The 24,247-nt window shown below is 39.3% G+C and carries 26 protein-coding genes and 1 riboswitch; of the genes, 4 read left to right on the top strand and 22 right to left on the bottom strand.

Annotation, left to right across the window (positions count from 1 at the left end):
- Nucleotides 1–92: 92 nt before the first annotated feature.
- From sstT to ADH51_RS00870, 6 genes are all read right to left on the bottom strand, one after another.
- Nucleotides 93–1,313, bottom strand: coding sequence for a serine/threonine transporter SstT (gene sstT, locus ADH51_RS00845; RefSeq protein ID WP_048673874.1), 1,221 nt, complete (start codon nucleotides 1,311–1,313; stop codon nucleotides 93–95).
- Nucleotides 1,314–1,434: 121 nt separating this feature from the next.
- On the bottom strand, nucleotides 1,435–2,127 hold the full coding sequence (locus ADH51_RS00850) for a methionine ABC transporter permease (RefSeq protein ID WP_002883771.1): 693 nt from the start codon (nucleotides 2,125–2,127) through the stop codon (nucleotides 1,435–1,437).
- Nucleotides 2,127–3,194: a methionine ABC transporter ATP-binding protein gene (locus ADH51_RS00855; RefSeq protein WP_048673876.1), complete on the bottom strand. Its 1,068-nt coding sequence runs from the start codon at nucleotides 3,192–3,194 to the stop codon at nucleotides 2,127–2,129. Before ADH51_RS00855 ends, ADH51_RS00850 begins: the two co-directional genes overlap by 1 nt.
- Nucleotides 3,187–4,560, bottom strand: coding sequence for a M20/M25/M40 family metallo-hydrolase (locus ADH51_RS00860; protein ID WP_002883790.1), 1,374 nt, complete (start codon nucleotides 4,558–4,560; stop codon nucleotides 3,187–3,189). The genes ADH51_RS00855 and ADH51_RS00860 overlap by 8 nt, the downstream gene beginning before the upstream one ends.
- A gap of 60 nt (nucleotides 4,561–4,620) precedes the next feature.
- Nucleotides 4,621–5,523: a MetQ/NlpA family ABC transporter substrate-binding protein gene (locus ADH51_RS00865; RefSeq protein WP_014633605.1), complete on the bottom strand. Its 903-nt coding sequence runs from the start codon at nucleotides 5,521–5,523 to the stop codon at nucleotides 4,621–4,623.
- 159 nt (nucleotides 5,524–5,682) lie between these two features.
- The gene (locus ADH51_RS00870) at nucleotides 5,683–6,531 is read right to left on the bottom strand and encodes an amino acid ABC transporter substrate-binding protein (RefSeq protein ID WP_014633606.1); all 849 of its coding nucleotides are present in this window, start codon (nucleotides 6,529–6,531) and stop codon (nucleotides 5,683–5,685) included.
- 386 nt (nucleotides 6,532–6,917) lie between these two features.
- On the opposite strand from ADH51_RS00870, the gene ADH51_RS00875 reads away from it, so the two are divergent.
- Entirely contained in the window at nucleotides 6,918–8,312 is a 1,395-nt protein-coding gene (locus ADH51_RS00875; protein WP_239682162.1) for a DUF4153 domain-containing protein, read from the top strand.
- Nucleotides 8,313–8,363: 51 nt separating this feature from the next.
- Here ADH51_RS00875 and ADH51_RS00880 read toward each other — a convergent pair whose 3' ends face one another.
- The 6 genes from ADH51_RS00880 to ADH51_RS00905 all read right to left on the bottom strand — a co-directional run bounded on the left by ADH51_RS00880 (nucleotide 8,364) and on the right by ADH51_RS00905 (nucleotide 14,178).
- Nucleotides 8,364–8,696, bottom strand: coding sequence for a DUF805 domain-containing protein (locus ADH51_RS00880; protein WP_014633880.1), 333 nt, complete (start codon nucleotides 8,694–8,696; stop codon nucleotides 8,364–8,366).
- 124 nt (nucleotides 8,697–8,820) lie between these two features.
- The gene (locus ADH51_RS00885; protein WP_048673880.1) at nucleotides 8,821–10,917 is read right to left on the bottom strand and encodes a peptide cleavage/export ABC transporter; all 2,097 of its coding nucleotides are present in this window, start codon (nucleotides 10,915–10,917) and stop codon (nucleotides 8,821–8,823) included.
- 174 nt (nucleotides 10,918–11,091) lie between these two features.
- A complete protein-coding gene (locus ADH51_RS00890) occupies nucleotides 11,092–11,991 on the bottom strand; it encodes a helix-turn-helix transcriptional regulator (protein WP_037610642.1) in 900 nt (299 codons plus the stop codon).
- A gap of 177 nt (nucleotides 11,992–12,168) precedes the next feature.
- Complete coding sequence (locus tag ADH51_RS00895) at nucleotides 12,169–12,819, bottom strand: phosphatase PAP2 family protein (RefSeq protein ID WP_048673883.1); 651 nt, start codon at nucleotides 12,817–12,819, stop codon at nucleotides 12,169–12,171.
- Between the two features lie 2 nt (nucleotides 12,820–12,821).
- Nucleotides 12,822–13,379 (bottom strand): ECF transporter S component, encoded by a 558-nt coding sequence (locus ADH51_RS00900; protein WP_048673885.1) that lies wholly within the window; start codon nucleotides 13,377–13,379, stop codon nucleotides 12,822–12,824.
- A gap of 80 nt (nucleotides 13,380–13,459) precedes the next feature.
- A riboswitch (FMN riboswitch) is annotated at nucleotides 13,460–13,582 on the bottom strand.
- 86 nt (nucleotides 13,583–13,668) lie between these two features.
- The gene (locus ADH51_RS00905) at nucleotides 13,669–14,178 is read right to left on the bottom strand and encodes a tRNA (cytidine(34)-2'-O)-methyltransferase (RefSeq protein ID WP_002883735.1); all 510 of its coding nucleotides are present in this window, start codon (nucleotides 14,176–14,178) and stop codon (nucleotides 13,669–13,671) included.
- 290 nt (nucleotides 14,179–14,468) lie between these two features.
- On the opposite strand from ADH51_RS00905, the gene trkA reads away from it, so the two are divergent.
- A complete protein-coding gene (gene trkA / locus ADH51_RS00910) occupies nucleotides 14,469–15,818 on the top strand; it encodes a Trk system potassium transporter TrkA (RefSeq protein ID WP_002883814.1) in 1,350 nt (449 codons plus the stop codon).
- Nucleotides 15,819–15,824: 6 nt separating this feature from the next.
- Complete coding sequence (locus ADH51_RS00915; RefSeq protein WP_022496358.1) at nucleotides 15,825–17,264, top strand: TrkH family potassium uptake protein; 1,440 nt, start codon at nucleotides 15,825–15,827, stop codon at nucleotides 17,262–17,264.
- Between the two features lie 22 nt (nucleotides 17,265–17,286).
- Here ADH51_RS00915 and yidD read toward each other — a convergent pair whose 3' ends face one another.
- The 10 genes from yidD to ADH51_RS00960 form a co-directional block, all read right to left on the bottom strand.
- Complete coding sequence (yidD, locus tag ADH51_RS09715) at nucleotides 17,287–17,535, bottom strand: membrane protein insertion efficiency factor YidD (protein WP_013990033.1); 249 nt, start codon at nucleotides 17,533–17,535, stop codon at nucleotides 17,287–17,289.
- A complete protein-coding gene (locus ADH51_RS00920; protein WP_002883686.1) occupies nucleotides 17,535–18,260 on the bottom strand; it encodes a pseudouridine synthase in 726 nt (241 codons plus the stop codon). The genes yidD and ADH51_RS00920 overlap by 1 nt, the downstream gene beginning before the upstream one ends.
- Nucleotides 18,261–18,351: 91 nt before the next feature.
- A complete protein-coding gene (scpB, locus tag ADH51_RS00925) occupies nucleotides 18,352–18,933 on the bottom strand; it encodes an SMC-Scp complex subunit ScpB (protein ID WP_002886533.1) in 582 nt (193 codons plus the stop codon).
- On the bottom strand, nucleotides 18,926–19,639 hold the full coding sequence (locus ADH51_RS00930; protein WP_003092139.1) for a segregation/condensation protein A: 714 nt from the start codon (nucleotides 19,637–19,639) through the stop codon (nucleotides 18,926–18,928). Before ADH51_RS00930 ends, scpB begins: the two co-directional genes overlap by 8 nt.
- Nucleotides 19,639–20,400 (bottom strand): site-specific tyrosine recombinase XerD, encoded by a 762-nt coding sequence (xerD, locus tag ADH51_RS00935; RefSeq protein WP_048673896.1) that lies wholly within the window; start codon nucleotides 20,398–20,400, stop codon nucleotides 19,639–19,641. The genes ADH51_RS00930 and xerD overlap by 1 nt, the downstream gene beginning before the upstream one ends.
- On the bottom strand, nucleotides 20,354–20,836 hold the full coding sequence (cbpB, locus tag ADH51_RS00940; RefSeq protein WP_002883680.1) for a cyclic-di-AMP-binding protein CbpB: 483 nt from the start codon (nucleotides 20,834–20,836) through the stop codon (nucleotides 20,354–20,356). The genes xerD and cbpB overlap by 47 nt, the downstream gene beginning before the upstream one ends.
- Nucleotides 20,833–21,354 carry a metallophosphoesterase gene (locus tag ADH51_RS00945; RefSeq protein ID WP_002883595.1) on the bottom strand — a complete coding sequence of 174 codons (522 nt, stop codon included), beginning with the start codon at nucleotides 21,352–21,354 and terminating at the stop codon, nucleotides 20,833–20,835. Before ADH51_RS00945 ends, cbpB begins: the two co-directional genes overlap by 4 nt.
- A complete protein-coding gene (locus ADH51_RS00950; RefSeq protein ID WP_014633870.1) occupies nucleotides 21,336–22,310 on the bottom strand; it encodes a nucleoside-triphosphate diphosphatase in 975 nt (324 codons plus the stop codon). Before ADH51_RS00950 ends, ADH51_RS00945 begins: the two co-directional genes overlap by 19 nt.
- On the bottom strand, nucleotides 22,303–23,118 hold the full coding sequence (gene racE, locus ADH51_RS00955) for a glutamate racemase (RefSeq protein WP_002883619.1): 816 nt from the start codon (nucleotides 23,116–23,118) through the stop codon (nucleotides 22,303–22,305). Before racE ends, ADH51_RS00950 begins: the two co-directional genes overlap by 8 nt.
- A gap of 63 nt (nucleotides 23,119–23,181) precedes the next feature.
- Nucleotides 23,182–23,433 carry a YneF family protein gene (locus tag ADH51_RS00960; RefSeq protein ID WP_002883695.1) on the bottom strand — a complete coding sequence of 84 codons (252 nt, stop codon included), beginning with the start codon at nucleotides 23,431–23,433 and terminating at the stop codon, nucleotides 23,182–23,184.
- 245 nt (nucleotides 23,434–23,678) lie between these two features.
- Here ADH51_RS00960 and ADH51_RS00965 point away from each other — a divergent pair, with 245 nt between their 5' ends.
- Entirely contained in the window at nucleotides 23,679–24,221 is a 543-nt protein-coding gene (locus ADH51_RS00965) for a TetR/AcrR family transcriptional regulator (RefSeq protein ID WP_048673898.1), read from the top strand.
- Nucleotides 24,222–24,247: the final 26 nt, after the last annotated feature.

The following is a 24,247-nucleotide window of genomic DNA, read 5'->3' on the forward strand; positions in this document are numbered from 1 at the left end:
TAAGGGCTTTTTAAAGATGATAGATTCTTGAGCTAGCTATAGTCTTTGACTATGTTTTCTCTAAATCAAAAAGCCAGCCAAATAGGCCGACCTTATACAATTAGCGATGCTTTCTTCCAACGGCTCTTTTCTGCTACTGCTGTAAAGAGAACGTCTGTTGAAGAGTTAAGGGCTGTTTCACAAGAGTCTTGGATGACACCTACGATAAAGCCGACACCGACAACTTGCATGGCCAAATCATTTGAGATACCAAAGAGGCTACATGCTACTGGCACTAATAGGAGGGATCCTCCAGCAATACCTGAGGCACCACAAGCAGAAATAGCTGAAACCACACTAAGAATGAGTGCTGTCGCAAAGTCGACCTGAATTCCCAAAGTCGTTACTGCAGCAAGCGTTAAGACATTGATTGTCACGGCTGCTCCAGCCATATTAATAGTTGACCCCAATGGGATAGAAACCGAATAGGTATCAGGATTCAAACCAAGATCCTTACAAAGTTGAAGGTTAACTGGAATATTGGCTGCTGACGAGCGAGTAAAGAAGGCTGTAATCCCAGAGTCTTTCAAACAACGGAAAACTAGTGGGAAAGGATTTTTGCCCATCATCACAAAAGCAATGATTGGATTAACAACCAAGGCAACAAAGGCCATTGTTCCCACTAAAACAAGGATTAAGATACCATAGTCTGCCAAAACACCAACACCATTCTCAGAAATAGTATTAAAGACAAGACCAAGGATACCAAATGGGGCCAAGTTGATAATCCAACGAACGATTTGTGAAGTCACTTCTGCCAAGGTATTAAGCAAATCCTTCGTGTGATTGCTAGCTGCTCGCATGGCAAAACCAAAGACAACTGCCCATACCAAAACACCAATATAGTTAGCTTGAGCCAAGGCATTGACAGGGTTATCCACCATCTTAAGCAATAAATCTTTAAAGACTTCTCCCACACCTTGAGGTGCTGTCGCTTTAGTCGCTGCAGCTGCTCCCAACTTCAAAGAAATTGGAAAAATATAGTGAGAGATAACAGCCGTCAAAGCTGCCGCAAAGGTCCCAAAGAGATAAAGAACAATAACTGTCTTCATGTTGCTTTGTTGACCTTCTCGCGTTTGGGAAAGGGCATTGGCAACCAAGGCAAAGACCAAAAGTGGGGCAATTGCCTTCAAGCCACCAACAAACATGTCTCCTAAGAGACCAATAACCGTAAACTTAGGAACAAGCAAACCAAGCACAGCACCCACTACCACACCAATGGCAATGCGCTTAATTAGACTGGTCCTATTCCAAGTTGAAATAAAACGTTTCATAACTCATTAACTCCTTTTTATGGTTAGCCAACCATAAAGCATTCGATAGCTTCCATACTATGATAAATATCTGAAATCGTCAAGGCATGAGAAAAGCCTGTAGCAAACAGGCTCTCAAATCCTATTTATGACTCAATTTACGAGTCAAGAAATCACCCAAGAATTGGATAAGGAAAATCAAAATCAAAATCAAGAAAGTTGCCAAAATGGTAACTGATGTACTTGAACGGTTATATCCATAGTAGATGGCGATGTAACCTAGACCACCTGCACCTATAGCACCGGCCATTGCAGTCTCACCGACTAGGGAAATCAGAGTTACGGTTGATACACGAACCAACTCAGGTAGCCCTTCACCAAGGTAAACCTTAATCGTATCCCAAAGTGTCGCACCACTAGCTTGTGCTGCTTCAATAACGCCACGGTCAAGATCTGCAAGTACTACCTGTACTTGACGTGCAAAAAATGGGAAGGTTGCAGCTGACAATGGAACCAAGGCTGCTGTCATACCAAGGTTAGTCCCCACGATAAAGTAAGTGAAGCCTTTCAAAATCGCCAAGAGGATAATGAAAGGAATGGCACGAAAGATTGAAGTGATTTTATCCAAGATTTGGAAAACAAATTTATTTTCAATAACGCCACGAGGACCTGTCAATACCAAGAAGAGCCCCATAACAAGACCTAGAAGTCCCCCAATGATGAAAGAAATAACCGTCATATAGAGAGTCGCATAGATGGCGTCTGGCCAAGAGTTAACCCCCTGCATACCGATACGATAAATATCTGGAAAGTTTTGTTGAATCCAATCTGCCATTATTGGGCTCCTTTCTTAAGTACTTGCAAGCTGACACCTGCATTTTCAATCGCTTTTTGAGCAGCAAGAACCTGATTCGCTTCACCATCCAAGACAACGACCAATTCACCAACAGGAGTATCACCTAGAATCTCAACGTTACCATAAAGGATGTTACTTGAAACTCCGTACTCTTTGAAAAGTTCGGTCAAGAGTGGCTCATCTGTTGAAGAACCAGCATATTTAAGTTGAACGAGAAGGGCTGAGCTTGGTAAGTTTTTCACCAAAGGTTGTGCATTAATCTTAGCCAAGGCATCTTCAATCCCTGCTGCAGTTTCAATAAATTCTTGTGTCAAATCTTCTTGAGGATTTGAGAAGATCTCAAGGACACTGCCCTCTTCCAAAAGTTGACCATTTTGCATAACGGCAACACGATTACAAATATCTTTAACAATTTGCATTTCGTGAGTGATCATAACCACCGTCAAACCAAGCTTTTTATTCAAATCCTGCAATAGTGAAAGAATTTGCTTAGTTGTTTTAGGGTCAAGAGCTGATGTAGACTCATCTGAAATCAAGATTTCAGGATCATTAGCCAAGGCACGCGCAATCGCTACACGTTGTTTTTGACCACCTGACAATTGTGCAGGATAGTTTTCCGCACGATCAGCCAAATCAACCAATTCCAAAAGACCACGAATTTTTTTGTCTTTCTCTTCATTGCTTAGTTTAGAATGACGAAGAGCAAAGGCTACATTTTCATAGGCCGTCTTTTGAGCCATAAGGTTAAAGTGTTGGAAAATCATCCCAATCGTTTGACGTTTCTGACGCAATTCTTTTGTCGACAATTGGACCTTACCATCTGCAAAAGTCACATCTTTACCGATAGTGATTTTACCAGCTGTAGGCACCTGCAAAAGATTGATTGCGCGCACAAGGGTAGATTTACCAGCCCCTGAATAACCAACAATTCCGTAAATATCACCTTTTTCAATCTGGATAGACACATCCTTAACCGCTTGAATAGTGCGGCGTTTCTGCGTAAAGGTGATATCAATATTTTTCAAATCAATAATGACATTACTCATAACTTGCAATTAACTCCTTAATTAGTTCAATGTGGGTGTAGTAATCTGCTAAGCTAACATTTTCATCCCCACCATGGTCACGACTGTTAGCATTCCCTATACCAAAGGCTGCCATTGGTACACCCAAAGCTTGATGAATCATATGCATAGGCCCTGTACCTGCTGCCGTTGGAAGCACAGCAACGCCTTCTTCATAAAAGCCTTTTGCTAACTCAATAACATTGACAATAGCTGGATCAGACATATCACTACGATAACTTTCTTCACCAAGAGTGAAGGTCACCTTGATACGGTCAAATCCTTCTTTTTTGAGGTGAGCCTTGATACACTCCAAAACGTACTCAGGCGTCAAGCCTGGGACCAAACGCATCTCCATCTTAGCTCTAGCTTGAGCTGGTAAGATAGTCTTAACCCCTTGCCCCTGATAACCTGTTGAAATACCTTCAATGGAAAGGGCAGGCTCAAAATAGTAAGTTTTTAAGAAAGCTCGGCGGTCACTTTCTAAAATGGGTAGTTTTAAGCCGTAAATCTTACGAAGACTATCTGCATTTTCAATGGCATAAGTTTCAATAAGATCCATCTCTCGTTCGTTTGGTTGGACAATCTTTTCATAGATGCCGTCGATAAGGATACGTCCCTGATCATCTCTCATGCTTGAGATAGCATTGAGCAAGTACCATGAGGCCGATTCAATCACGGCACCAAATTTAGAATGAATATCAACATCAGCACTCTCGACAGACAAGTCAAAGGTAATAATTCCCTTGTTGCCCCCTGTGATTTCCAATTGACCTTTGCTATTTCGATTTCCTTGCTCCCAAACCAATAGGTCTGCTGGAAGAAGGTCATCTCGGTATTTTTCCAAATATTTTTCAAGGTCAGTTGATGCAGATTCTTCAGCCCCTTCCATCATAAACGTAATATTTACAGGAAGGTCGCCAACTTCTCGAATATATTTCCGAAGGGCTGTCAGACGAGCTGTAATATGCCCCTTATCATCATCAACACCACGACCATACATGTAGCCCTTACGAACAGTCAGACGGAAAGGTTCATCTGTCCATGGCTGATCATTATCCGCAGGAACCGTATCATAGTGTTGATAGAAAATAATTGTTTTCGCATCTGGATTTGGACTCTTGAATTTCGCCAAGACAAAAGGTGCCGTATAGGTCTCATCAATTGTCACCTCTGCGCCAACACCAGAGAAAATCTCACCAAGGTAAGCAGCCACATCATAGAGACCAATATTTTGAGCAAAAATAGATTTTTTAGAAATCAAAGTCCGCAAAACTTCAAAATAGTGCTGAGCAATTTCATCGTTACGAAATTTTCGTAACTGCTCTTCTTCACTTGAAAATGCCATCAAATCGTCTCCTTCATACACGACAAAATGGCGTGCTCTCACACGCCCTCTGTCCTTAGCTTATTTCTTTGAATTAGCTTTCAATTGATCTTGTGTTGGGGCACCTTTCCATGCTGGAAGGTCAACCTTGTTAGATGCATCATAGATGATTTGTGCTACTTCATCGTTTTGGTAGGCTTTAATCAAAGTCTTGATAGCATCAGCTTTATTTGATTTTTCCCAATCTTTATTAGCTGCAATGATGTTGACCCAATCTTTCAAATCTTGACTTGGTTCTTCTTGGAAGAGAGTTGTATCATAGTTAACGTTTTGTTGTTGTGCGTATGAGTTATTAACAACCGCTGCATCTACTGATGAAAGCGTTTGGGCAGCTTGTTCAGCTGAGATTTCTTTGATGTCCAATTTCTTTGGATTCTCAGAAATGTTCTTGATAGTTGCCAATTCACCATCTTTAACATCCAACTTAATCAAACCAGCTGTTTGAAGAAGTGTCAAAGCACGGCTTTCGTTTGTACCATCGTTAGGTACTGAGATTGTAGCTCCTTCTGGAAGCTCTTTAACATCTTTATACTTAGCTTTTCCGTTTTCAGTACCTGAGAAAAGGTGGATTGGGCTAAGAAGTGTGTCAGCTGCCGCAACAACATCACCTTTATTTTCTTTGTTCCAGTTGTTCAAGAAATAAATGTGTTGGAAAGCATTAACATCGATTTCACCGTTTTTAAGGGCTTCATTTGGTTGGTTGTAGTCTGTGAACTCTTTCAACTCGATAGTAACACCCTTGTCTTTAGCCAATTCTTTAACTTTATCCCACAATGGCTCAGTTGTATCATCCAAAGTCATGATACCAACTGTCAAAGTTTTATCATCTTTAGCTGATTTATTACCACCAGCACCACAAGCAGCCAAAGCTACTGTTGAAGCAACTGCCAATCCTGTAATTCCGAGAATTTTTTTAAGTTTCATAACGAACTCCCTTTAATTGTTTTAAGTGTAAAATTATTATCCCATAGGATGAGAATTGTAGCAAATTGTTTATAATTGTACATCTCTATAGTTTTTAACTATAACGTGTCCTAGATTTTAATTATATAAAAAAGCTGAGAATCGTTCCCAGCTCCTTTCTTATTTTTTGCTTGGAACTTTCAAAGCGTCTTTAGTTGGAATATAATCTTTATTTCCAAGGAATTTTTCAGCCAACTTAGCCAAAGTACCATCTTTTTGGAGTTCTTCCAAACGTTTGTTTACAAATTTTTGAAGGTCTTTTTGGTTATCTGCGAACAAGAAGTAGATGTATGGTTGTTGATCAGATTTAAGCTCAATAGTCTTCAAGTTGCTCAATTTATTATTTTTGATGATTGCATTAACAGTTGGTGCATCAAAGATCTTGAAGTCGTACTTGCCTTCATTTAAACTTGTCAACATTTGTGTAATATTTTCATTTGTGTAGTTAAGTTCAACTGGCTTGTCTGAATGTTTATCGTTAAATTCAGTTAATTGTGTCGCTGTCGATGTTCCTTGAACAACCTGCGTTGAGTGTCCAGCAATATCATCATATTTCTTAATATTACTATCTTTTGGAACAGTCAAAACAGCTGGTGTGGTACCAATTGGATATGAGAAGAGGTATTTTTGGTCACGTTCTTCTGAGTAAGAGATATTATTACCAGCCATTTGGTATTTAGCTGAGTCAAGACCTGTGAAGACTGAAGACCATTCTGTTTTTTGGAATTTCACTTCATATTTGTCAGAGTCTTTGAAGACAGCTTTAGCCACTTCCACATCGTAACCAGTCAATTCACCGTTTTCTTCATATGAGAATGGTGCTGTTGTCCCAACAGTGGCAAAGTTAATTGTTTCTTTAGCACCTGAAGATTTAGAGGCTTCTTTTGATGATTTAGATGAACATGCAGCAAGCAAAGCTACTGAAGCAATGGCTACACCTGTAATTCCAAGAATTTTTTTAAGTTTCATAATACTCTCCTTTGAGATTGATTGTTTTTATTGTAACAGAATTCACTAAGCTTAACTAATACTTAAACATAATCAAGGTGATAAGAAAATACTATCACCTAAAAATATCAATTGTTTGACAAAGAAAAAGTCATTTCCAATATCTAAGAATGGACACAAACCGTTAATCTATAAAAAGCTTTCTTTAGTATTTGACTGTTTCTGACAATATAGCCTGTACAATCTATCATTCAATGTGAGCATAATATTTTTTCTCGCCTATTTTTCCAACTCATTCTCCAGACCTAAGTCTATGAACTTATTTTTAGTAATTTTACAGTTGGGTAACAAAGTCAAACGTTTTTTATGATAAAGTCTTTTTTGGACTAACATCCAAAAGGAGAATTATGATGGAAACAAATAACTACACTACTGATTTACAGCTAGTCTCCCAGGAATATTCCGATGAAAAGACTAGTCTTCAAACCAAAACCAAGAAATTCTTGGAACATTTTTCAACAAAAGACATTTGGAAAATTAAGGGACTGATTGTCGCCTGTCTTGTGTCCTGCTTCCTGTATGTCACTTACTTGACCCATTTTTCCTTTGCCCTTCCAGCAACCCTTGTCTTGATCAGTACGATTGAGCTAGGCTGTCGCCTATTAGGTGGAAAAGCAAAGGGAATGCGACTTGAATCGGGAATATTTATGGTCACTAGTCTCCTCCAAGGCTTGCAAATTAGTCTCTGGGGTCTGCACGACAACTGGGGCAGCGCTCAGATTCTTTGCCTTCATGCAAGTATCCTCCTTTACTTAATGGCACGTACCGGACAAAGTAGTCAGGACCGTTTGGGAATTATGGTTTGGACAGATCTCATTTATACCAGTTGCATCTTCCCACTGAAATATTTCTTCATTGGAGCCTGGACACTACTCTATAAAACTGCACCTAAACAAGAGCTCTCCCAAGAAGAAAAACACGCAGTTCAGAACCACAAATGGATGATTCTTATTAGTATCATTATTGCCTTGGTACTGACTATATTCGTTGCTAGTCAGCTTAGTCAGGTCTTACCTGCTTTCGGCCAACTTTGGCGACAGTTCTTCCAGACACTAACTTCTCTACTTGATTTCACCCTCAACTTCAAGGACGGCGGATTATTTTTCTCTCGTTTAATAGCCAGTATCCCTCTGACTCTAGGGCTTTTTGCTCAACTTGCAGCAGTCTATTTAGTTAAGGAAAAGCCACTCAGTCAAAAACGATTTGAAGGCCATCTTAAAGCGACCCGTCAGTTCCCAAAAGTAGCAGCTTATATCGTACTCGGAAGCCTCTGCTTCACTTATGCCCTATTCATATTAACTGCCACTAGTCAAATGGGAGAACTCCTTTCTCTCAACCAAGCCAGCATTCCAGCTCATCAAGCCTCACATATTGCGGTTCAAGGCTTCTGGCAATTGGTTCGAGTTTCTACCCTCAACTTAGGAATCCTAGCTGGACTTTACATTTTTTCTAAAGAAAATTTCTTCACCCACAAAGGGCTTCGTTTCTTAAGCACCCTACTCTTTACTTTTGCTAGCCTCTTTGCCCTTATCGCTGGCTGGAAACTCTTTGGCGTTTATATGGCACTCTATGGTGTGACGCCACGTCGCTTATTGTCAGGTTGGTTTGTCACAGTACTCTTTATTTGGTGTGTCCTAACACTTATTCGACTCTATAAACCTATTCAGGCAACTCGTCTCGCTATATTTTATGCAACTATCAGCTTTACCCTCGTTAACCTCTTAGGTAACTTTATTTTATAAGAAAAAAAGAGTGGAACTAGATTAACTAGCTTCACTCTTTTTATATTGGAGTTATTTTGAATCTCTTGTAGGAAAGGCATACATCACCCAAAGCACTACCAGTAGTGGTGTCGCTTTTAATACAATCCATGCAACATTGAAATTGGCATCACGTAGACGACGAATCTGCATAGAAATGGTAGGAAGCGCCGTTGCTGCTATAAATAAAATGAAAGCTGTTAATGTAAAGCCAGCAGCCTTTGTTTCTCCAAGGAAGTCCATCAGTAGGAAAATTAAAGTACCAATAACTCCATTAATCAAGACAACCCACCAATAGTCTGATCGTTTTGTACGACCATAAAAATCAATATAGCCTAACCAAAAATTTTTATATGCCTCTAACATGTTTACACCTCTTAATAGTATGCTACCAGTATACTATATTAAGGAGATAGGTGCAAGATGTGAATATTTAGACTACTTAAGTTTTCTACATATATAATTCTACATATATAATATGAAGATTATTTTAAATAAACTGGAATGGATTGAAATTAGGACTGTCCGACTCAATCTGGCCACTCACCATGGTCACCACACGACTGACATGTTGACGGACACTATTGCGGTGAGCAATAAAAATCATTGTTCGTTTAATCTTAGTAAGATTAGCCATGACCCTGCTTTCAGTATCACTATCGAGACCACTGGTAGCTTCGTCAAAAATCAAGATAGGCTGCTTCGACAAGAGGGCCCTCGCTATCGCCAAGCGTTGTTTTTGACCACCAGATAGACCACCATCCTCAGATACTTGGGTCTGAAAACCTAGTGGCATTTTTTGAATATCCTCTAAGATATCAGCTTGTTGGCAAACCTTAAGAAGCTCTTTCTCGTCAACTTCTCCTTCAAATCCTAACAGCAGATTTTCTAAAATGGTTCCAGTAAACACATAGGTCTGCTGGGGAACGTAAGTCACCATTTGACGCAGCTCCGCATGGCCAATAGCATCTTTATCTAGGGTTACATGACCACTAGATTTTGTGTAATAACCCGACAACATTTTCGCTAAGGTCGTTTTCCCAGATCCACTTTTACCCATGAGGGCGATTTTCTCACCCTTATGAATCGTTAAATCAATCTTACTAAGCGTCTCTTGCTGATAACTAAAACGGTGACTGATACCCTTAAGAGCAAGTTGTTTAAAGGATAACTCTTTAAGTTTTCCTTTTTCTTCCTTATCCACAACATAAACTTCTTGAAGACGATTATTGGCTACTTTGGCTTGCTGAATTTTGGATTGGAGATTGATAATATTAATTAAAGGAGTTGTAAAATAATTCAGCAACATATTATAGGTAATCAACTGACCTGCAGATAGCTGTCCTTCCATGGCCAATTGTGCCCCATACCAGAGGATAAAGACATTGGAAACTAACTGAACCCCTGTCTTTAAACCATCCTGCGTTAATTGCCACTTAGCCTTAGACAAAGACTTCTTCAAATAGTCATGGAATTTCACCTCAATTTCCTGATACCGTCTCTCTTCAACTCTCAAGGATTTTAAGGTTTCAATGCCTCGCAAATCATCAATAACAGCGGTATTGACCTGACTATTTGCCTCCATCAATTGATAATTTTCCTTTTCAAAAAGCTTATAGAAGGCCAAAATGATTAACACATAAAGAGGAACTACCGTGAGTGTCATCACAAAAAGTGACTGATTTTGTAAAATAAGGGCCACAGCTAGAGTCATCACAATGGTCACATCTAGGAAAATTGATAAAATCGTTGAAGCTAGAGCATCGATAATAGTGTTGGCATCTCCAAAACGTGACGTGATTTCACCAGTACGACGTGAACTAAAGAAACTAATAGGTAAGGAAAGGACATGCTTAATATAAGGAAGAATGACAGCAATGGACAAGTAATTCCCCAATCGATGTAGAAGATAATCTTTGAAAAAAGTAAATAATTGTTGAGCTAGATAAGAGATACATAGGCCTAGCGAAATCATGGTCAGAAGAGTGTAAGCCTCCTGGGGAATCAAGCGGTCAATAATAGATTGCAAATAATAAGAACCAATAATATTAACAAGGGTCACTAGAAAACTTAACAAGACAATAACTGCAATCAAACCCTTACGACGAAACAAAATTGGTAAAAATGAAAGAAGCCCAGGCACATCTTCTTTGTATTTAGTGTAGGTTTCTCCCGGAACAAAAAAGAGAGCAACTCCCGTCCACTCTTTGGCAAACTCCTCTAAGGGTATTTTAATGACCTTCTTGCTAGGATCTGGATCACCAATAACAAGCTTCCCTTTGATTTGACCAAACACTGTATAATAATGTTGCAGTCCACCTTCTTTAACCACATGTGCAATAAAAGGATAAGATAGGCTTTCTTGTTTAAACAAGTCTAAATCCGCACGAATAGCCTGAGTTTCAAGACCCAACTGCTTGGCCGCTTCCACCAAACCAAGCGCAGAAGTGCCTTCACGAGAAGTCTGAGCCAATTCCCGCAAATAAGCTAAACTATAAGATGAACCATAGTGTTTAAGAATCATGGCCAAGGCAGCGACACCACAATCACGCTGATCAACCTGTGAAATATATGGATATTTTGACATGGTGACTCCTTATTAAAGACAACCTGTGAAATAAGGCAAGATAGTGATAAGTAGTGAGAATAGTGTAAATAAATTTAGCTTTTTCAAAATAAAACTCCTTTTAACTGTTATTTATGTTTCTATAGTAAACATTTAACCATTAAAAAAGTAGTGACATTTATGTCACCACCATTTCTATAAACCATCTGCCGCTTTCCCTGCTTTTATACTTTCTTCTAAAACCGAGTCTTCTAAAACGGAAGCAAACATTATGGCCTTATCGTAATTCTCTGCAGCCTTTTTCTTATTTCCCTTATGCAGAAGTTCATATTTAGCTTTGAGAACAAAAACACTAGGTTTATAGCTATAGAATTGTGATTTTTCTATAACGGCTAATGCTTTATCCACAACTGTTAAGAAGTCTGAAAAGGAATTGTGAAAAATCTTCAAAGCAGCGATAGCCATCAAATCATTAAATAAAACAATATTATAGACATCGTCTGTCCAAATTTCCTGATTTAATACTCTCTTTACAATCCTTTCAAAAAGTTTTTTGTCAAACTGTTTTCTTCCATAGAGATGGAAGAAATAATAGTCAATAACTAATAAATCGTTAGTTGAGAATTTCTTCTTCCTTTTGACTTGTTCAAACAAGTCTTCATATATTTCTTCAACCTTTGGGCTCTCCTCCCAATTAGTAAAACTCAAAATATTTTCCAAAATATCTAGAGTTAACAACTCTTCTTCTGGAAGAAGTTCAAAGAATTTCTCATAGACTTCCTCAATTAAGGCAAGTTTAGACTTTATTCTTTCTGGATTTCTGTACGTTGGAAACTTAATCAAACGATTCTTCATCTCATAATATTCGTCAGGAATGGTAATATTGTCATGATCCAATAGATCAGACATATTTTTTCCTAGACGTTTTGCAATATAAGATAATTTATCCAAAGACGGGAGCGACTCCCCTTTTTCAATGCGAATTAACTGACGAACAGTCAATTCCACACCATCTAAACATAGCACTTCACGTGACATCTGCTGGCGTTCACGCTCAGTTTTGATTCTTAGTCCAATGCTGTCTTTTATGTTCAAGAGACACTCCTTTATTTCGAAATTTTAAAAACATTATATCATAATTATAATATAATTAATATACAATTAATGCATTTTTAACAGAACAATAGTGAAAATAAGCTATTTTTATACATTTTATATAGGAAAGACCTTCCTTTGTATCAAAAAACATGCAGTTCAAAACTACATGTTTTTTTATTTCTGTTTACTTTGGAATCGCCATTCAAAGCGAATGCGGTCATAAGTTGGATAAATCGCATTAAGCAACCCAAAGGCTAAGGTAAAGCCAGCTAAAACATCTGTTGGATAATGAACACCCACATAAATACGCGAAAGTCCAACAAGGAAAATCAGAAGTCCATTAATAGCATAAACTACTATTTTAGATTCTTTTTTCTCCAAACGCTGAGCAAGGACAATGGCAATTGCTCCAAGAATCATAAAAGTTCCCAAAGAATGACCACTAGGGAAAGAATAACCACTAGCATGCACTAAATGCGTAATTGATGGGCGCTGACGCTGATAAATATACTTCAAACTTACAATCAAGATACTAGCGAGAAGCCCACTGGCTCCCACAAAGATAGCTTCTGATTTATACTGACGTAGATAAAGCCAGATGACTGCTACGATTGCAATAATAGCCTGTACAGGCGTATTCCCAAGCATGGTAATCGTTTTAAAAAAGCGTGTCAATCCTGCTGGTAATCCTCCTCGAACCCAAGTTTGAATGTTGCTATCAAATCCTGTCAAGGCTTCAGGATAGAACTTAACCATATAACCGAGAGCAACAAATAACAATAAGGCAAAAGAAGCATAAGTATAATGTGTGTGTTTGTGTTTCATATTTATAATTTTACTAGAATAGACTTAAGTGGAGCATAAATCAAAGCAAAGGCTAGCGCAAAAATCAAACCTTCAAGTAAATTGAAAGGTACTACCATAGCGAAAAGGTATTTATAGAGACCTATAAATTGCGCAATATCAAAGTTGGCAAATTTAGCATAGAGTGGTACTGCATAAATATAGTTAAGAATAACCATAACAACTGTAAGCAAGACAGTACCCAAAACAGATCCAAGAATATAATTCTTACTCGTTTGATTCTTTTTCCAAAAATAGCTTAGGCCCCAAACAAAGACTCCTAGAGCAACGAAATTCATAGGAAGTCCAATCATTGATCCTGGACCACCATTGTTTAGCAAGAGCTTCAACAATGAACGAAGTAAGAGAACGCCAATAGCACTCTTAAAATCAAAGATAACCAAGGCGATAAGAACTGGAAGGATTGAAAAATCAACCTTCAAAAAATCTGCTGCTGGAATCAATGGAAATGAAAAATAAAGCAATAAGAATGAAACTGCGGATAAAATGGCAATATAAGCCAATTTACGTGTGTTTGTCATAAAAAAATTCCTCCAAATTTTAACAATTTGAAAGAAGTTCCCAATGTATTTGCCTATGTCAAAAAAGACTACGCAAAAAGACTGGTCTTCTTCCATCCAGACTGTACTGTCGGTTGAGGAATCGCACCTCATCAGCTTGCGCTCGCGGACTTATCCATAGAATCACCGCCGGTCGGGAATTTCACCCTGCCCTGAAGACCCTTTAAGATTAACACAAAAAAGCCTTGATGACAAGGCTTTCGATTTATAGATTTCTAATCAAATGATAGTCAACGACTATTAATAGTCTCTATTTTAATTTATCATTCTGGTAACGATGGCTCAACTCTAACCCCGCAAACTGTTGCTGACGAAGTGCTTCATAAACAATCATACAAACAGTATTGGACACATTTAGACTACGCACATGTTCATCATTCATCGGAATACGAATAGCTTTTTCAGGATGCTCACGCATAAAATCTTCAGGCAGACCCGTATCTTCACGACCAAACATAAAATAGTGGTCTCCGCCATCAGCATAATTCTCGTCTGAATAAGTCTTATCTGCAAACTTCGTGACTAAATGCAAACGGCCATCTTGATTTTTAGACATAAAATCAGCCAAATTGTCATAGTAGGTGATGTCAAGTTTATCCCAGTAGTCAAGGCCTGCACGCTTCATCTTCTTGTCATCAATTGGAAATCCCATAGGACGAATGATATGAAGAGGGCTGTTAGTCGCTGCACAGGTACGAGCGATATTCCCAGTATTTTGCGGAATGCGAGGTTCAAACAAGACAATATGATTACGTGACATCTCAATTCTCCTAGACATAAAAAATACCATGTCGCCCGGAGTCAAGCTCAGCAGACGACATGGTTGTAGACGTTCATTAGCTTAAATCATGACAGGTTAGATTTAAAATAACGAATCTTTGAATATATTTTAGCACTTCTAGTGTAAAAGTCAACACTATTTTAAGAAAAAAAGTAACTTTTATAACTTCATTATTCACTTTAAATAAGAACAGTTGATAAAGCTAGCCGAAAAGGGTGATTTTTCCGCTAAAATAGAGTATCATAGTAATGATTATTTGGAGGTAACTCATGCGTATTATTGTCGTAGGTGCCGGTAAAGTCGGTACCGCACTCTGTCGTTCTCTTGTTGAAGAGAAGCACGATGTTATTTTAATTGAAGAAAAAGAAGAGGTCCTCAAACGACTCAGCAAACGTTACGATGTGATGGGCTTTGCTGGTAATGGGGCCAATTTCAAAATCTTAGAACAAGCCGAGGTTAACAACTGCGATGTTTTTATCGCTATGACTGATAAAGATGAAGTAAACATGATTTCAGCCGTTCTGGCTAAACAAATGGGGGCCAAAGAAACTATTGTTCGTGTGCGTAACCCAGAATACTCTAATGCTTATTTCAAGGATAAAAACTTCCTTGGATTCTCATTAGTAGTTAACCCTGAACTTTTAACCGCTCGCTATATTGCCAATACGGTTGAATTTCCAAATGCTCTATCAGTAGAAACCTTTGCTAACGGACGCGTTATTCTTATGGCATTTAAAGTCACTGAAAATAGCCAATTGTCTGGTATGACAATGGAACAATTCCGTAAGAAATTCGGCAATATTCTAGTTTGTACGATTGACCGTCAGGGTGAACTCATCATTCCAGATGGGAATGCTACCATGCAAATTGGGGATAAGATTTATGTCACTGGTAAACGTGTTGATATGGCGCTTTTCCACAGTTACATCAAACCAAAAAGCATCAAAAAACTTTTGTTGATTGGTGCTGGACGTATCTCCTACTACTTGCTCAATATCTTGAAAAACAATCGTATTAAGGTCAAATTGATTGAGCAAAAAATGGACCGTGCACAAACCTTTAGTCAGGTCTTCCCTGAAGTTTCTGTTATCTTAGGTGACGGTACTGCTAAAGACCTTCTTCTCGAGGAAAGTGCAGCCAGTTATGATGCCGTAGCTACCCTAACTGGAGTAGATGAAGAAAATATCATCACCTCTATGTTCCTCGAAAGCCTTGGTATTCACAAGAATATTACTAAAGTCAACCGTACCAGTCTTTTAGAGATTATCGATACACGTGAGACAACAACAATTGTCACACCTAAGAGTATTGCTGTTGACACTGTAATGCACTTTGTACGCGGGCGTTATAATGCTAAAGATTCTAGCCTCGATGCCCTTCACCATGTGGCTAATGGTCGTATCGAAACCTTGCAATTCCAAATTAAGGAAAACAACAAAATCGCTGGGAAGAAACTTTCTGAGCTTGAATTTGCTAATGGTGTCCTTATCGCTGCTATTATTCGCAATGGAAAATCTATTTTCCCAACGGGAGAAGACAGACTCGCTATTGGGGATAAAATCGTGATCGTTACACTCTTACAAAATGTAACTCATATTTACGACTTGTTGAAGAGGTAAGCTGCCATGAATCGATCTATTGTCCGTTTTCTTATTGCCAAGCTTCTGCTTATTGAGGCTGCTCTCTTGGTTGTACCACTTATCGTTGCCCTCATTTATCAAGAAGATGCCAAAGTATTTGCCAGCATCTTGGGTACGATGGGGATTCTCCTCTTTCTCGGAGTACTTGGTACTCTCTTTAAACCGAAGAACTACCATATTTACACCAAAGAAGGGATGCTTATTGTAGCCCTCTGTTGGGTGCTCTGGTCCTTCTTTGGAGGATTGCCCTTCGTCTTTGCTGGTCAGATTCCAAGTGTCATTGATGCCTTCTTCGAGATGAGCTCTGGTTTCACAACCACGGGGGCTACTATTCTCACAGATACTGGAGTACTTACCCACTCCCTCCTCTTCTGGCGAAGTTTCGCCCACTTGATTGGAGGGATGGGGGTATTGGTCTTTGCCCTAGCCATCATGAACAACAGTAAAAATGGTCACCATGAGGTTATGCGTGCAGAGGTGCCTGGTCCAGTTTTTGGTAAGGTCGTGGCCAAGCTCAAAAATACAGCTCAAATTCTTTACATCATCTATTTAACCATGTTCGTTATTTTTGCTGTTATTCTCTGGCTTTGCGGTATGCCAATCTTTGATAGTATCATCACTGCTATGGGGGGCGCAGGTACTGGGGGATTTGCTGTCTATAATGACTCTATCGCCCACTACCACAGCGATCTGATTACCTATGTGGTTACTGTTGGTACCCTACTCTTTGGGGTTAACTTCAACCTTTATTTCTATATCCTCCTTCGCAAAATCAAGTTTTTCTTCCAAGATGAAGAACTACGTACCTACTTTGCGATTGTGGCTATTTCAACTGGTTTAATTATCCTCAATATTTTTGGAATCTACCACAATTTGGCTGACTCTTTCAAATACTCATTTTTCGAAGTGTCAACTATCATCACAACAACCGGTTTTGGTCTGACAGATATTACCAAATGGCCACTCTTTTCTCAGTATATCCTACTCCTCCTGATGTTTATCGGAGGGTCAGCAGGTTCTACAGCTGGTGGTTTCAAGGTTATCCGTGCTATGATTATTGCTAAGATTGCACGAAATCAGACCCTGGCTAGCCTCTATCCTAATCGTATCCTGTCACTTCATATTAATGGAAGTGTTCTCGATAAAGAAACGCAGCACAGTGTTCTCAAATACCTAGCTGTATATGTACTCATTATACTAAGTTTAGTCACTGTTTTGTCACTGGATAATCAAGACCTCTTGATTGTGACAAGTGCTGCTGCTTCAACCTTTAACAACATTGGACCATTACTTGGAACGAGTGATAGCTTTGCTATTTTCAGTCCTTTATCTAAGCTTATCATGGGATTTGCTATGATTGCAGGACGTTTGGAAATCTATCCTTTATTACTCCTCTTCCTACCAAAAACTTGGTCAAAAACTTAAGCATAGAAAAACTCCTTTGGATTCATTTATCCAAAGGAGTTTTATTACGTTTTAGACTAAAATAATCTGGCACCGGATCATCGCCAGTCTCTGATAAAGGGTGACATCTTAAGATACGGGCAATTCCCATAAGAACTCCCTTTAAACCGTGCTTTTCTATTGCTTGGATCATATAAACCGAACAAGTTGGACGAAAACGACAAGACGGTGGAAATAGGGGAGAAATCCATCTCTGATAAGCCCTGACCAAGGCAATCAGAAATCTTTTCATTATTTGACCTTATTGACAGCAGCGTTATGAAGCTGGCTGATTTCTTTCTTATTTAGACGGCGTGATTCACCTGGACGAAGCCCTGTCAAATCAAGGGTTCCAAAACGGGTACGAGACAACTTATCAACGAGCAAGCCCACTGATTCAAACATTTTCTTAACCTGGTGGTTACGCCCTTCATGAATTGTCAATTCAACAACTGAACGGTTCTTTTCATGGTCTACTTTGATAATATTGTAACGTGCTGGCTTGGTTTTCTTGCCATCAATGACCACACCACGAGTTAATGGACGGAGGTTCTCCTTGGTCGCAATACCCTTGACACGCGCCAAATAAACCTTGTCAATCTCATTACGTGGGTGAATCATTTTATCGGTAAAGTCACCATCATTAGTCAAAATAAGAAGACCAGTCGTATCCCAGTCAAGACGACCAACAGGATAGATACGTTCCTTAACGTGGGGCATGAGGTCAATCACCGTCTTACGATTTTTCTCATCAGATACCGAAGAAATAACCCCTCGTGGTTTATTAAGAAGATAATAGACCTTCTCTTCATTATAAATTGGGCTACCATTTACCTCAACAATGTCACCATTTTTGACAATGGTTGCCAATTCCGTAACGGTCTTACCATTTAGGGTCACACGACCTTCTTTAATCAGTTCCTCAGCCTTACGACGGCTGGCCACACCAGCGTGGGCAATATATTTATTAATTCGCATTCTTTTTCTACAGCTTAAGCTGTATCCTTTCTACCTAGCATCTCTGCTATGTTTCTTTATTTTTAATGATTAGTTTCAACAAGGTTGACTCTTAATTGTCCAAGTCCTCAAGCTCTTCTGAAGCATCTTCCCTAAAGAGACTCGTTTCCTGCTCTTCAAGCTCTAGTTGATCAATGGCCACAAGTTCGTCTAAACTGTTAATCCCCATATAGTCTAGGAAATAATCAGTAGTCGCATATAGGTTAGGACGACCGACAGCATCTTTTTTACCAGCTTCTTGAATGAGATCAAAGGCTTGAAGTTTAGCAATAGCACCACTAGAATTAACACCTCTAATGTCATCGACTTCAGCACGTGTAATAGGCTGTTTATAAGCAACTATAGAGAGAACCTCGAGACTCGCTCGGGATAGACTTTGGTTGATTGGCGTTTTAGAATAATCACGAAGGAGACTTGCAAAATCTGGCTTAGTCACCAGCTTATAGGTATTTGACGATTCCAATAAACAAAGAGCTGAATCCTCATCTGCCTCGTACTTGGCTTGCAATTTCTCCAAAGACTGAGTCAGACCCGTCACTGGCATTTCTAAGAGCTGCGCCATAGTACGTAGACTAAGACCATCTTCACCTGCCACAAAAAGTAAAGCTTCTAATCGTGCTAAGTGACTACTCATTCGTCCATTCCTTTCTTAGTGTGATTGTTCCAAAAATTGTTTCCTGTTGTACTGATATGCGATGTACCTTAATCAATTCAAGAGTTGCCAAAAAGAGGGTGATTACTTGATTCATATCTTTAGCATCGGTGAAAAGTTCATCTAAATGTAGCTCATTTTTTGAGCCGAATGCTTCCTCAATAATCAGCATCATGTCTTCAATCTTATAATCGTCACGCGCAATGGTCGTGTGATTGCGACGAATTTCTTCCTGCTTTTCAGCCATGATTTTTGAAAAAGCCAAGAAAATGTCTTGAATGGTCTTATCCTGATTCAGCGTCACATCTTCATAAACCAATTCAACTTTTGGTTTTGAAAAATACTGAGCTCGTACCTCATGCTGCTTAGCCAACTCTTGACTAGCTGCTTTGAAGCGTGCATATTCTTCCAATTGACTCAAGAGCTCTAGTTCTGGATCATCTGCTTCAGGCTCAGCTTCCACCACTGTGGGCAGAAGCTTACGACTCTTAATCAGCATGAGCTGACTGGCCATAAGCATATATTCCCCAGCAACTTCAAGCTTCATGGCTTGCAAGGTTGCCAAATAAGCCAAGTATTGCTCGATAACCTCAACAATGGGAACATCGTAAATGTCTACCTCATACTTAGAAACCAGATGGAGCAACAAATCCAGTGGCCCCTCAAAATCTTTTAACTTAATATCCATTAGGTTTTATAGTATTTCTCCAAGGTCACTGGACTTTTTAGTCCCAGTAAACGAGCAAGTTCAAAGGCGCCCGTTCCCTTTTCAATCTGTCTAAGAATAAATTGCTGACGCAAGACTTGAGCGGTTACATTCGATAAGCCACAGTCACTAACATAAGTCTGGATTTGCTTATACAGCCATTGTCGAGTATAGACCTTACCCAAAAGCAAGCCCTGGCTGTTCGCATCTTTAATAGCCAACAAATACTGCTTCACATCTGCTTCAAGTCTGAGAACACGCTTAGTGCTTCCCTTGGCCACAGTTACAACACCAAAATCCAAGTCAATATCGGACCAGTCCAACTCCAAAATCTCTGAAGGTAAGAGCCCCAACTCTAGAATCAGCAGACAAGACAGCTTACCAACCCCTTCACGCCCCTCATAAAGCGATGAAAAATCCAGTATTCGCAACTTATCCTCCTGAGAAGGTATTGTAACCGTCTCTGATAATTTGAAAAATTTCTCTAATTCACCCTTTTGATAGAGGTATAGCAAAAATTGATTGACCGCAGAGCGCTTACGCTTTTGTACAGATGGCTTCCATTCCTTCAGTTGGTTTTCATAGAGCTTAAGACTGGTTTGATCAATTTGTCCTGAAATCGACGTTGCAAACTGCTTAAGATCATAAGCATAAGCTTGCTTTGAACTCTCCGAAATGACCTTAGTAGCCAGAAAATCAGTGATCTGAGTTGTCAGTTGTTTTTGGAATGATGATATAGTCATGTGTAAAGTCATGTAAGAGGCTATTAACCGCCTTTAGAATCGATTTTCGTGTGATAATTCCTTTGAAAATGCCTTGGCTGTCAACCACAGGAAGGAAAGGATTATTAACTAGCTTATGCATTACCTCATTTAGATTGGCATTATCTTCCACTGTTTCCACGACATCTGATGTCATCGGTCCGATATCACGGTTAACCATCTCCCACTCTTGCAAGTTATGTTCATCTTGATATCGCTTAATATCCGTCAAAGATATGGTCCCAAGATAATGCTTATCCTTAGTCAAAACGGGAACGCGCGAATAACCATTGCTTGTCAAAAGCAAGACCACATGATCAGCGTTGTGACTATCAATAAAAATAGCAACCTGATCTGATGGAATTAAATAATTATCTAAATGAGCCAACAAAAAATCTTCAAATTCTTTAGCAATCATCGTTCAAATTCCTGTGTAAGTTCTGAATAAAGTTCATGGTCACGTGTGTAATATTCTACACGAATTTTTGCACTGTTTATAATCACCTTAGCGTAAAGTTTCTCATGGATAGGACCTCGTGGCTGTGAAACAGATCCTGGGTTGATAAACACTGTCTTACCATTTCGCCAAGCTGCTGCCGCATGCAAGTGGCCATAGAGACAAATATCTGCATCCTCTTGTTGCGCCCAAAGATCCAACTTGTCCCAGGTAAAATTAATGCCATAAAGATGACCATGTGTTTGTGCAATAATCACATCACCAAGTTTAACGACCAAACGTTCTGGATAACCTGAATCATAATCACAGTTACCACGAACCACATGGATACCTTCCCAAACAGGATCACTTGATTCTAACTCAGAATCTCCATTGTGGAAAATAGCATCTACCTTCCCTTGATAACGATTTTTTATATCTACTACAATATCACGTTCTCCATGGGAGTCGCTCATTACGATTATTGTTTGTTCTGCCATGCTGGGAAGACCTCCATAAGTTTCTTAACAGCTTGTCCACGGTGAGATTGTTCATTTTTCTCTTCTGCAGAAAGCTCTGCTGCCGTTTTCCCCGTATTACCAACTAAAAAGAGTGGATCATAACCAAAACCATTGTCACCTTTAGGTTCTCGGCCAATATAACCCTTCCAGTCGGCATCAACAACCAAACTATCACGTCCAGGGGCCGCAACAACTAGGGTTGTATGGAAGTTCGCAGTACGTTTGCTATCATCAAGCACCATAGCCAGCTCGTGCAATAATTTAGCATTATTTTCAGCATCCGTAGCATCAGGACCTGCAAAGCGTGCAGACCAAACTCCTGGTAAACCTCCAAGAACATCTACCTGCAAACCAGAGTCATCTGAAAGGACCATTTTACCAGTTAATTCAGAAATGGTTTCCGCCTTCAAGCGTGCATTTTCTTCAAAGGTCATACCCGTTTCAGCAACTTCAGGAAGGTCTGGATAATCATTAAGATTCTCTACCTTAATGCCTAGTTTTCCAAATAGTTTACGAAATTCCTTGGTTTTTCCTTCATTGCGTGTCGCAATCAATAGGACATCACCAAAGTCTGATTTGTTATCAGAACCAAAGAAATCACTCAAGGCGACACCCTCTCTAGGCACATGCACATAGACAAGCTTATCTCCTTCACTAACTACCAAAGCCCCTTGATGTTGCGTAACAGCTAGGTCACGACCAGTTTCCTCTTTCAAGCAATCCAAAATAAAGGATACTAAGCGAAGGTCTGAAGAATGTTTAGCAATATGTAACTGAAGGCCACTAACAGCCAAAACGTTAGTCAAGGCTTGGAAAAAGTCAACAAATTGTTCATAGGCCTCATCACCACCAAAACAAGTCAAGTGATTGTAGCTTCCAAAACTAGCCAAATACCAGTCTTGTTCGTCTTTATATTCAAAAATTGATTTAGTCATTTTCTAACTCCTTGTCCAAATCGACATGTTGGACAGCAACTTCTTCACCCAGCCATTGTTCTGCGATTTCTTTAAAACCAAGCACACTAGCCGTGGTGTAATATTCTTCCGTCTTGTCTTCGACTTCACGGCTACGATTAATCTCAAAATAATTGAGCAAAACAGAAACATCACGAACTGTTTCCGCCCCGCTATCAATTAGCTTGACACTTGGCCCCATAACATTTTGGATGATAGGACGTAAAAGTGGGTAATGGGTGCAACCCAAAACCAAGGTATCTACCTTACCGACTAAAGGTGCCATACTTTCATAAACAATCTTTTTAGCCACACTTGAGTTAATTTCATTGGATTCAACAATAGGGGCAAAGCGAGGACAAGATAAACTCAAGACATTCATTTGTGGTGCCAAATGCTTAATTTTTTGTTCATAGATGTTAGAGGCAATCGTCATTGGAGTCCCAATGACACCAATATGACCCGATTGGCTAGACTTAATAGCCGCACTAGAACCAGGCAAAACCACACCTAGCACTGGGATATCCAAGGCTCCTTTGATTTCCTCCCAAACTACTGCTGTTGCCGTATTACAGGCAATAACAATCATCTTTACATCTTTGGTCAGAAGGAATTTAACCAACTGCCAGGTATACTGTCTGATTTGTTCTGCCGGTCTAGGACCATACGGTGCCCTAGCAGAGTCTCCAATATAAACAATAGACTCGTGAGGCAACTGACGTTTAAGTTCACGTACCACTGTCAGTCCTCCGACACCAGAATCTAAAAATCCTATAGGTCGATTATCCATCTTGCCTCCTTATCCCCTAGGTTACATGTAAAAAGCTGAGATTCACGTCCCAGCTCCCCACCATTATTTTTTCTTTTTCTTGCTATCTGCAAGTGCTTGTTTTTGTTGTTTGATAATTTGGTTATATGTTTGACGCACTTTTGCTTCATTTGGTTTTTGACCCGCAGCTGACATCATGGTACGAACAGCGTCCACATTCAAACGAGGATTTTCAGCCAATTCTTTCTCCATTTGTTTGCGGGCAAAGTAAGCGCCTCCATAAAAACCACCCAAAAGGGCTACAAAAACAAGAATAATCCAAAGGACGGTGTTCATAAATTCATTTCTCCTATAACGTTGATTTACCTTATATTATAGCAAAAATGGCCCCTACTGACAAATAAGACGTTGATTCTTAAAAACGTCTAGAAAAATAGTTTTTTCGTTTAAAATACCGATAAAATGAGACTTTCAGTATTTTTCACTTACAACTGTAAAGGACTTGTAAGATTTCTAGAAAAAAAATAGGTTATTATATAAGTTGTGGAATTATTATTATGTTTATATAAAGGGGTTTATTTATGCTCAAGGAAGCAACTATTTCCGAACGAAAAATTGTCAACGCATTTATTGAACTCTTAGAGGAGAGTTCACTCGAACAAATCAGCATCACAGATATCATCAAGAAGGCAAATCTCAGCAGACCGACCTTCTACTACTACTATTCAAATAAGGAAGATTTGGTTGAAACAACCTTCTCAAAGATTTTAGATAAAATCTCAAGTATTCTTCAGGAAGACATGACCTACCAAGAAGGTGTTGTCACTGAAATGCTACGATATCTTAAGGAAAATCAAAAACTCTGTCTCACCTTGATGACACACATTCCAAACATCAATGAGATGATTCGTGAATTCATTATCGAGACTATCCTTAACTCTGATATTGAAAATGTTACAGAACTCATGGAACAAAGCTATCATATCCCTGCCAAATATTCATTGGAAGTTTATGTTAGCACCATTGTTACCATTTTAACACTATGGCTCAAAGAAGACTGTATCGAATCCCCTGAGGAGTTAGCCGATATCATTCTTGAAGCTGTCATCATTAAAGTAAAATAAGCTAGAGCCTTTAAGGCCTAGCTTAT

The sequence above is a fragment of the Streptococcus sp. 449_SSPC genome, from assembly GCF_001073005.1.
In the GTDB taxonomy this organism is placed as follows: Bacteria; Bacillota; Bacilli; order Lactobacillales; family Streptococcaceae; genus Streptococcus; species Streptococcus salivarius_F.

Bases quoted from the DNA above. Each gene is read 5' to 3' on its own strand.
- ADH51_RS00850 (WP_002883771.1), bottom strand. From the start codon at position 2,127: ATGGCAGATTGGATTCAACAAAACTTTCCAGATATTTATCGTATCGGT.
- ADH51_RS00865 (WP_014633605.1), bottom strand. From the start codon at position 5,523: ATGAAACTTAAAAAAATTCTCGGAATTACAGGATTGGCAGTTGCTTCA.
- ADH51_RS00920 (WP_002883686.1), bottom strand. From the start codon at position 18,260: ATGCGAATTAATAAATATATTGCCCACGCTGGTGTGGCCAGCCGTCGT.
- ADH51_RS00960 (WP_002883695.1), bottom strand. From the start codon at position 23,433: ATGAACACCGTCCTTTGGATTATTCTTGTTTTTGTAGCCCTTTTGGGT.
- yidD (WP_013990033.1), bottom strand. From the start codon at position 17,535: ATGAAAAGATTTCTGATTGCCTTGGTCAGGGCTTATCAGAGATGGATT.
- sstT (WP_048673874.1), bottom strand. From the start codon at position 1,313: ATGAAACGTTTTATTTCAACTTGGAATAGGACCAGTCTAATTAAGCGC.
- ADH51_RS00930 (WP_003092139.1), bottom strand. From the start codon at position 19,639: ATGGATATTAAGTTAAAAGATTTTGAGGGGCCACTGGATTTGTTGCTC.
- xerD (WP_048673896.1), bottom strand. From the start codon at position 20,400: ATGACTATATCATCATTCCAAAAACAACTGACAACTCAGATCACTGAT.
- ADH51_RS00885 (WP_048673880.1), bottom strand. From the start codon at position 10,917: ATGTCAAAATATCCATATATTTCACAGGTTGATCAGCGTGATTGTGGT.
- ADH51_RS00965 (WP_048673898.1), top strand. From the start codon at position 23,679: ATGCTCAAGGAAGCAACTATTTCCGAACGAAAAATTGTCAACGCATTT.
- racE (WP_002883619.1), bottom strand. From the start codon at position 23,118: ATGGATAATCGACCTATAGGATTTTTAGATTCTGGTGTCGGAGGACTG.
- scpB (WP_002886533.1), bottom strand. From the start codon at position 18,933: ATGAGTAGTCACTTAGCACGATTAGAAGCTTTACTTTTTGTGGCAGGT.
- ADH51_RS00855 (WP_048673876.1), bottom strand. From the start codon at position 3,194: ATGAGTAATGTCATTATTGATTTGAAAAATATTGATATCACCTTTACG.
- ADH51_RS00860 (WP_002883790.1), bottom strand. From the start codon at position 4,560: ATGGCATTTTCAAGTGAAGAAGAGCAGTTACGAAAATTTCGTAACGAT.
- trkA (WP_002883814.1), top strand. From the start codon at position 14,469: ATGCGTATTATTGTCGTAGGTGCCGGTAAAGTCGGTACCGCACTCTGT.
- ADH51_RS00895 (WP_048673883.1), bottom strand. From the start codon at position 12,819: ATGAAACACAAACACACACATTATACTTATGCTTCTTTTGCCTTATTG.
- ADH51_RS00900 (WP_048673885.1), bottom strand. From the start codon at position 13,379: ATGACAAACACACGTAAATTGGCTTATATTGCCATTTTATCCGCAGTT.
- ADH51_RS00870 (WP_014633606.1), bottom strand. From the start codon at position 6,531: ATGAAACTTAAAAAAATTCTTGGAATTACAGGTGTAGCCATTGCTTCA.
- ADH51_RS00875 (WP_239682162.1), top strand. From the start codon at position 6,918: ATGATGGAAACAAATAACTACACTACTGATTTACAGCTAGTCTCCCAG.
- ADH51_RS00905 (WP_002883735.1), bottom strand. From the start codon at position 14,178: ATGTCACGTAATCATATTGTCTTGTTTGAACCTCGCATTCCGCAAAAT.
- ADH51_RS00945 (WP_002883595.1), bottom strand. From the start codon at position 21,354: ATGGCAGAACAAACAATAATCGTAATGAGCGACTCCCATGGAGAACGT.
- cbpB (WP_002883680.1), bottom strand. From the start codon at position 20,836: ATGATTGCTAAAGAATTTGAAGATTTTTTGTTGGCTCATTTAGATAAT.
- ADH51_RS00880 (WP_014633880.1), bottom strand. From the start codon at position 8,696: ATGTTAGAGGCATATAAAAATTTTTGGTTAGGCTATATTGATTTTTAT.
- ADH51_RS00950 (WP_014633870.1), bottom strand. From the start codon at position 22,310: ATGACTAAATCAATTTTTGAATATAAAGACGAACAAGACTGGTATTTG.
- ADH51_RS00915 (WP_022496358.1), top strand. From the start codon at position 15,825: ATGAATCGATCTATTGTCCGTTTTCTTATTGCCAAGCTTCTGCTTATT.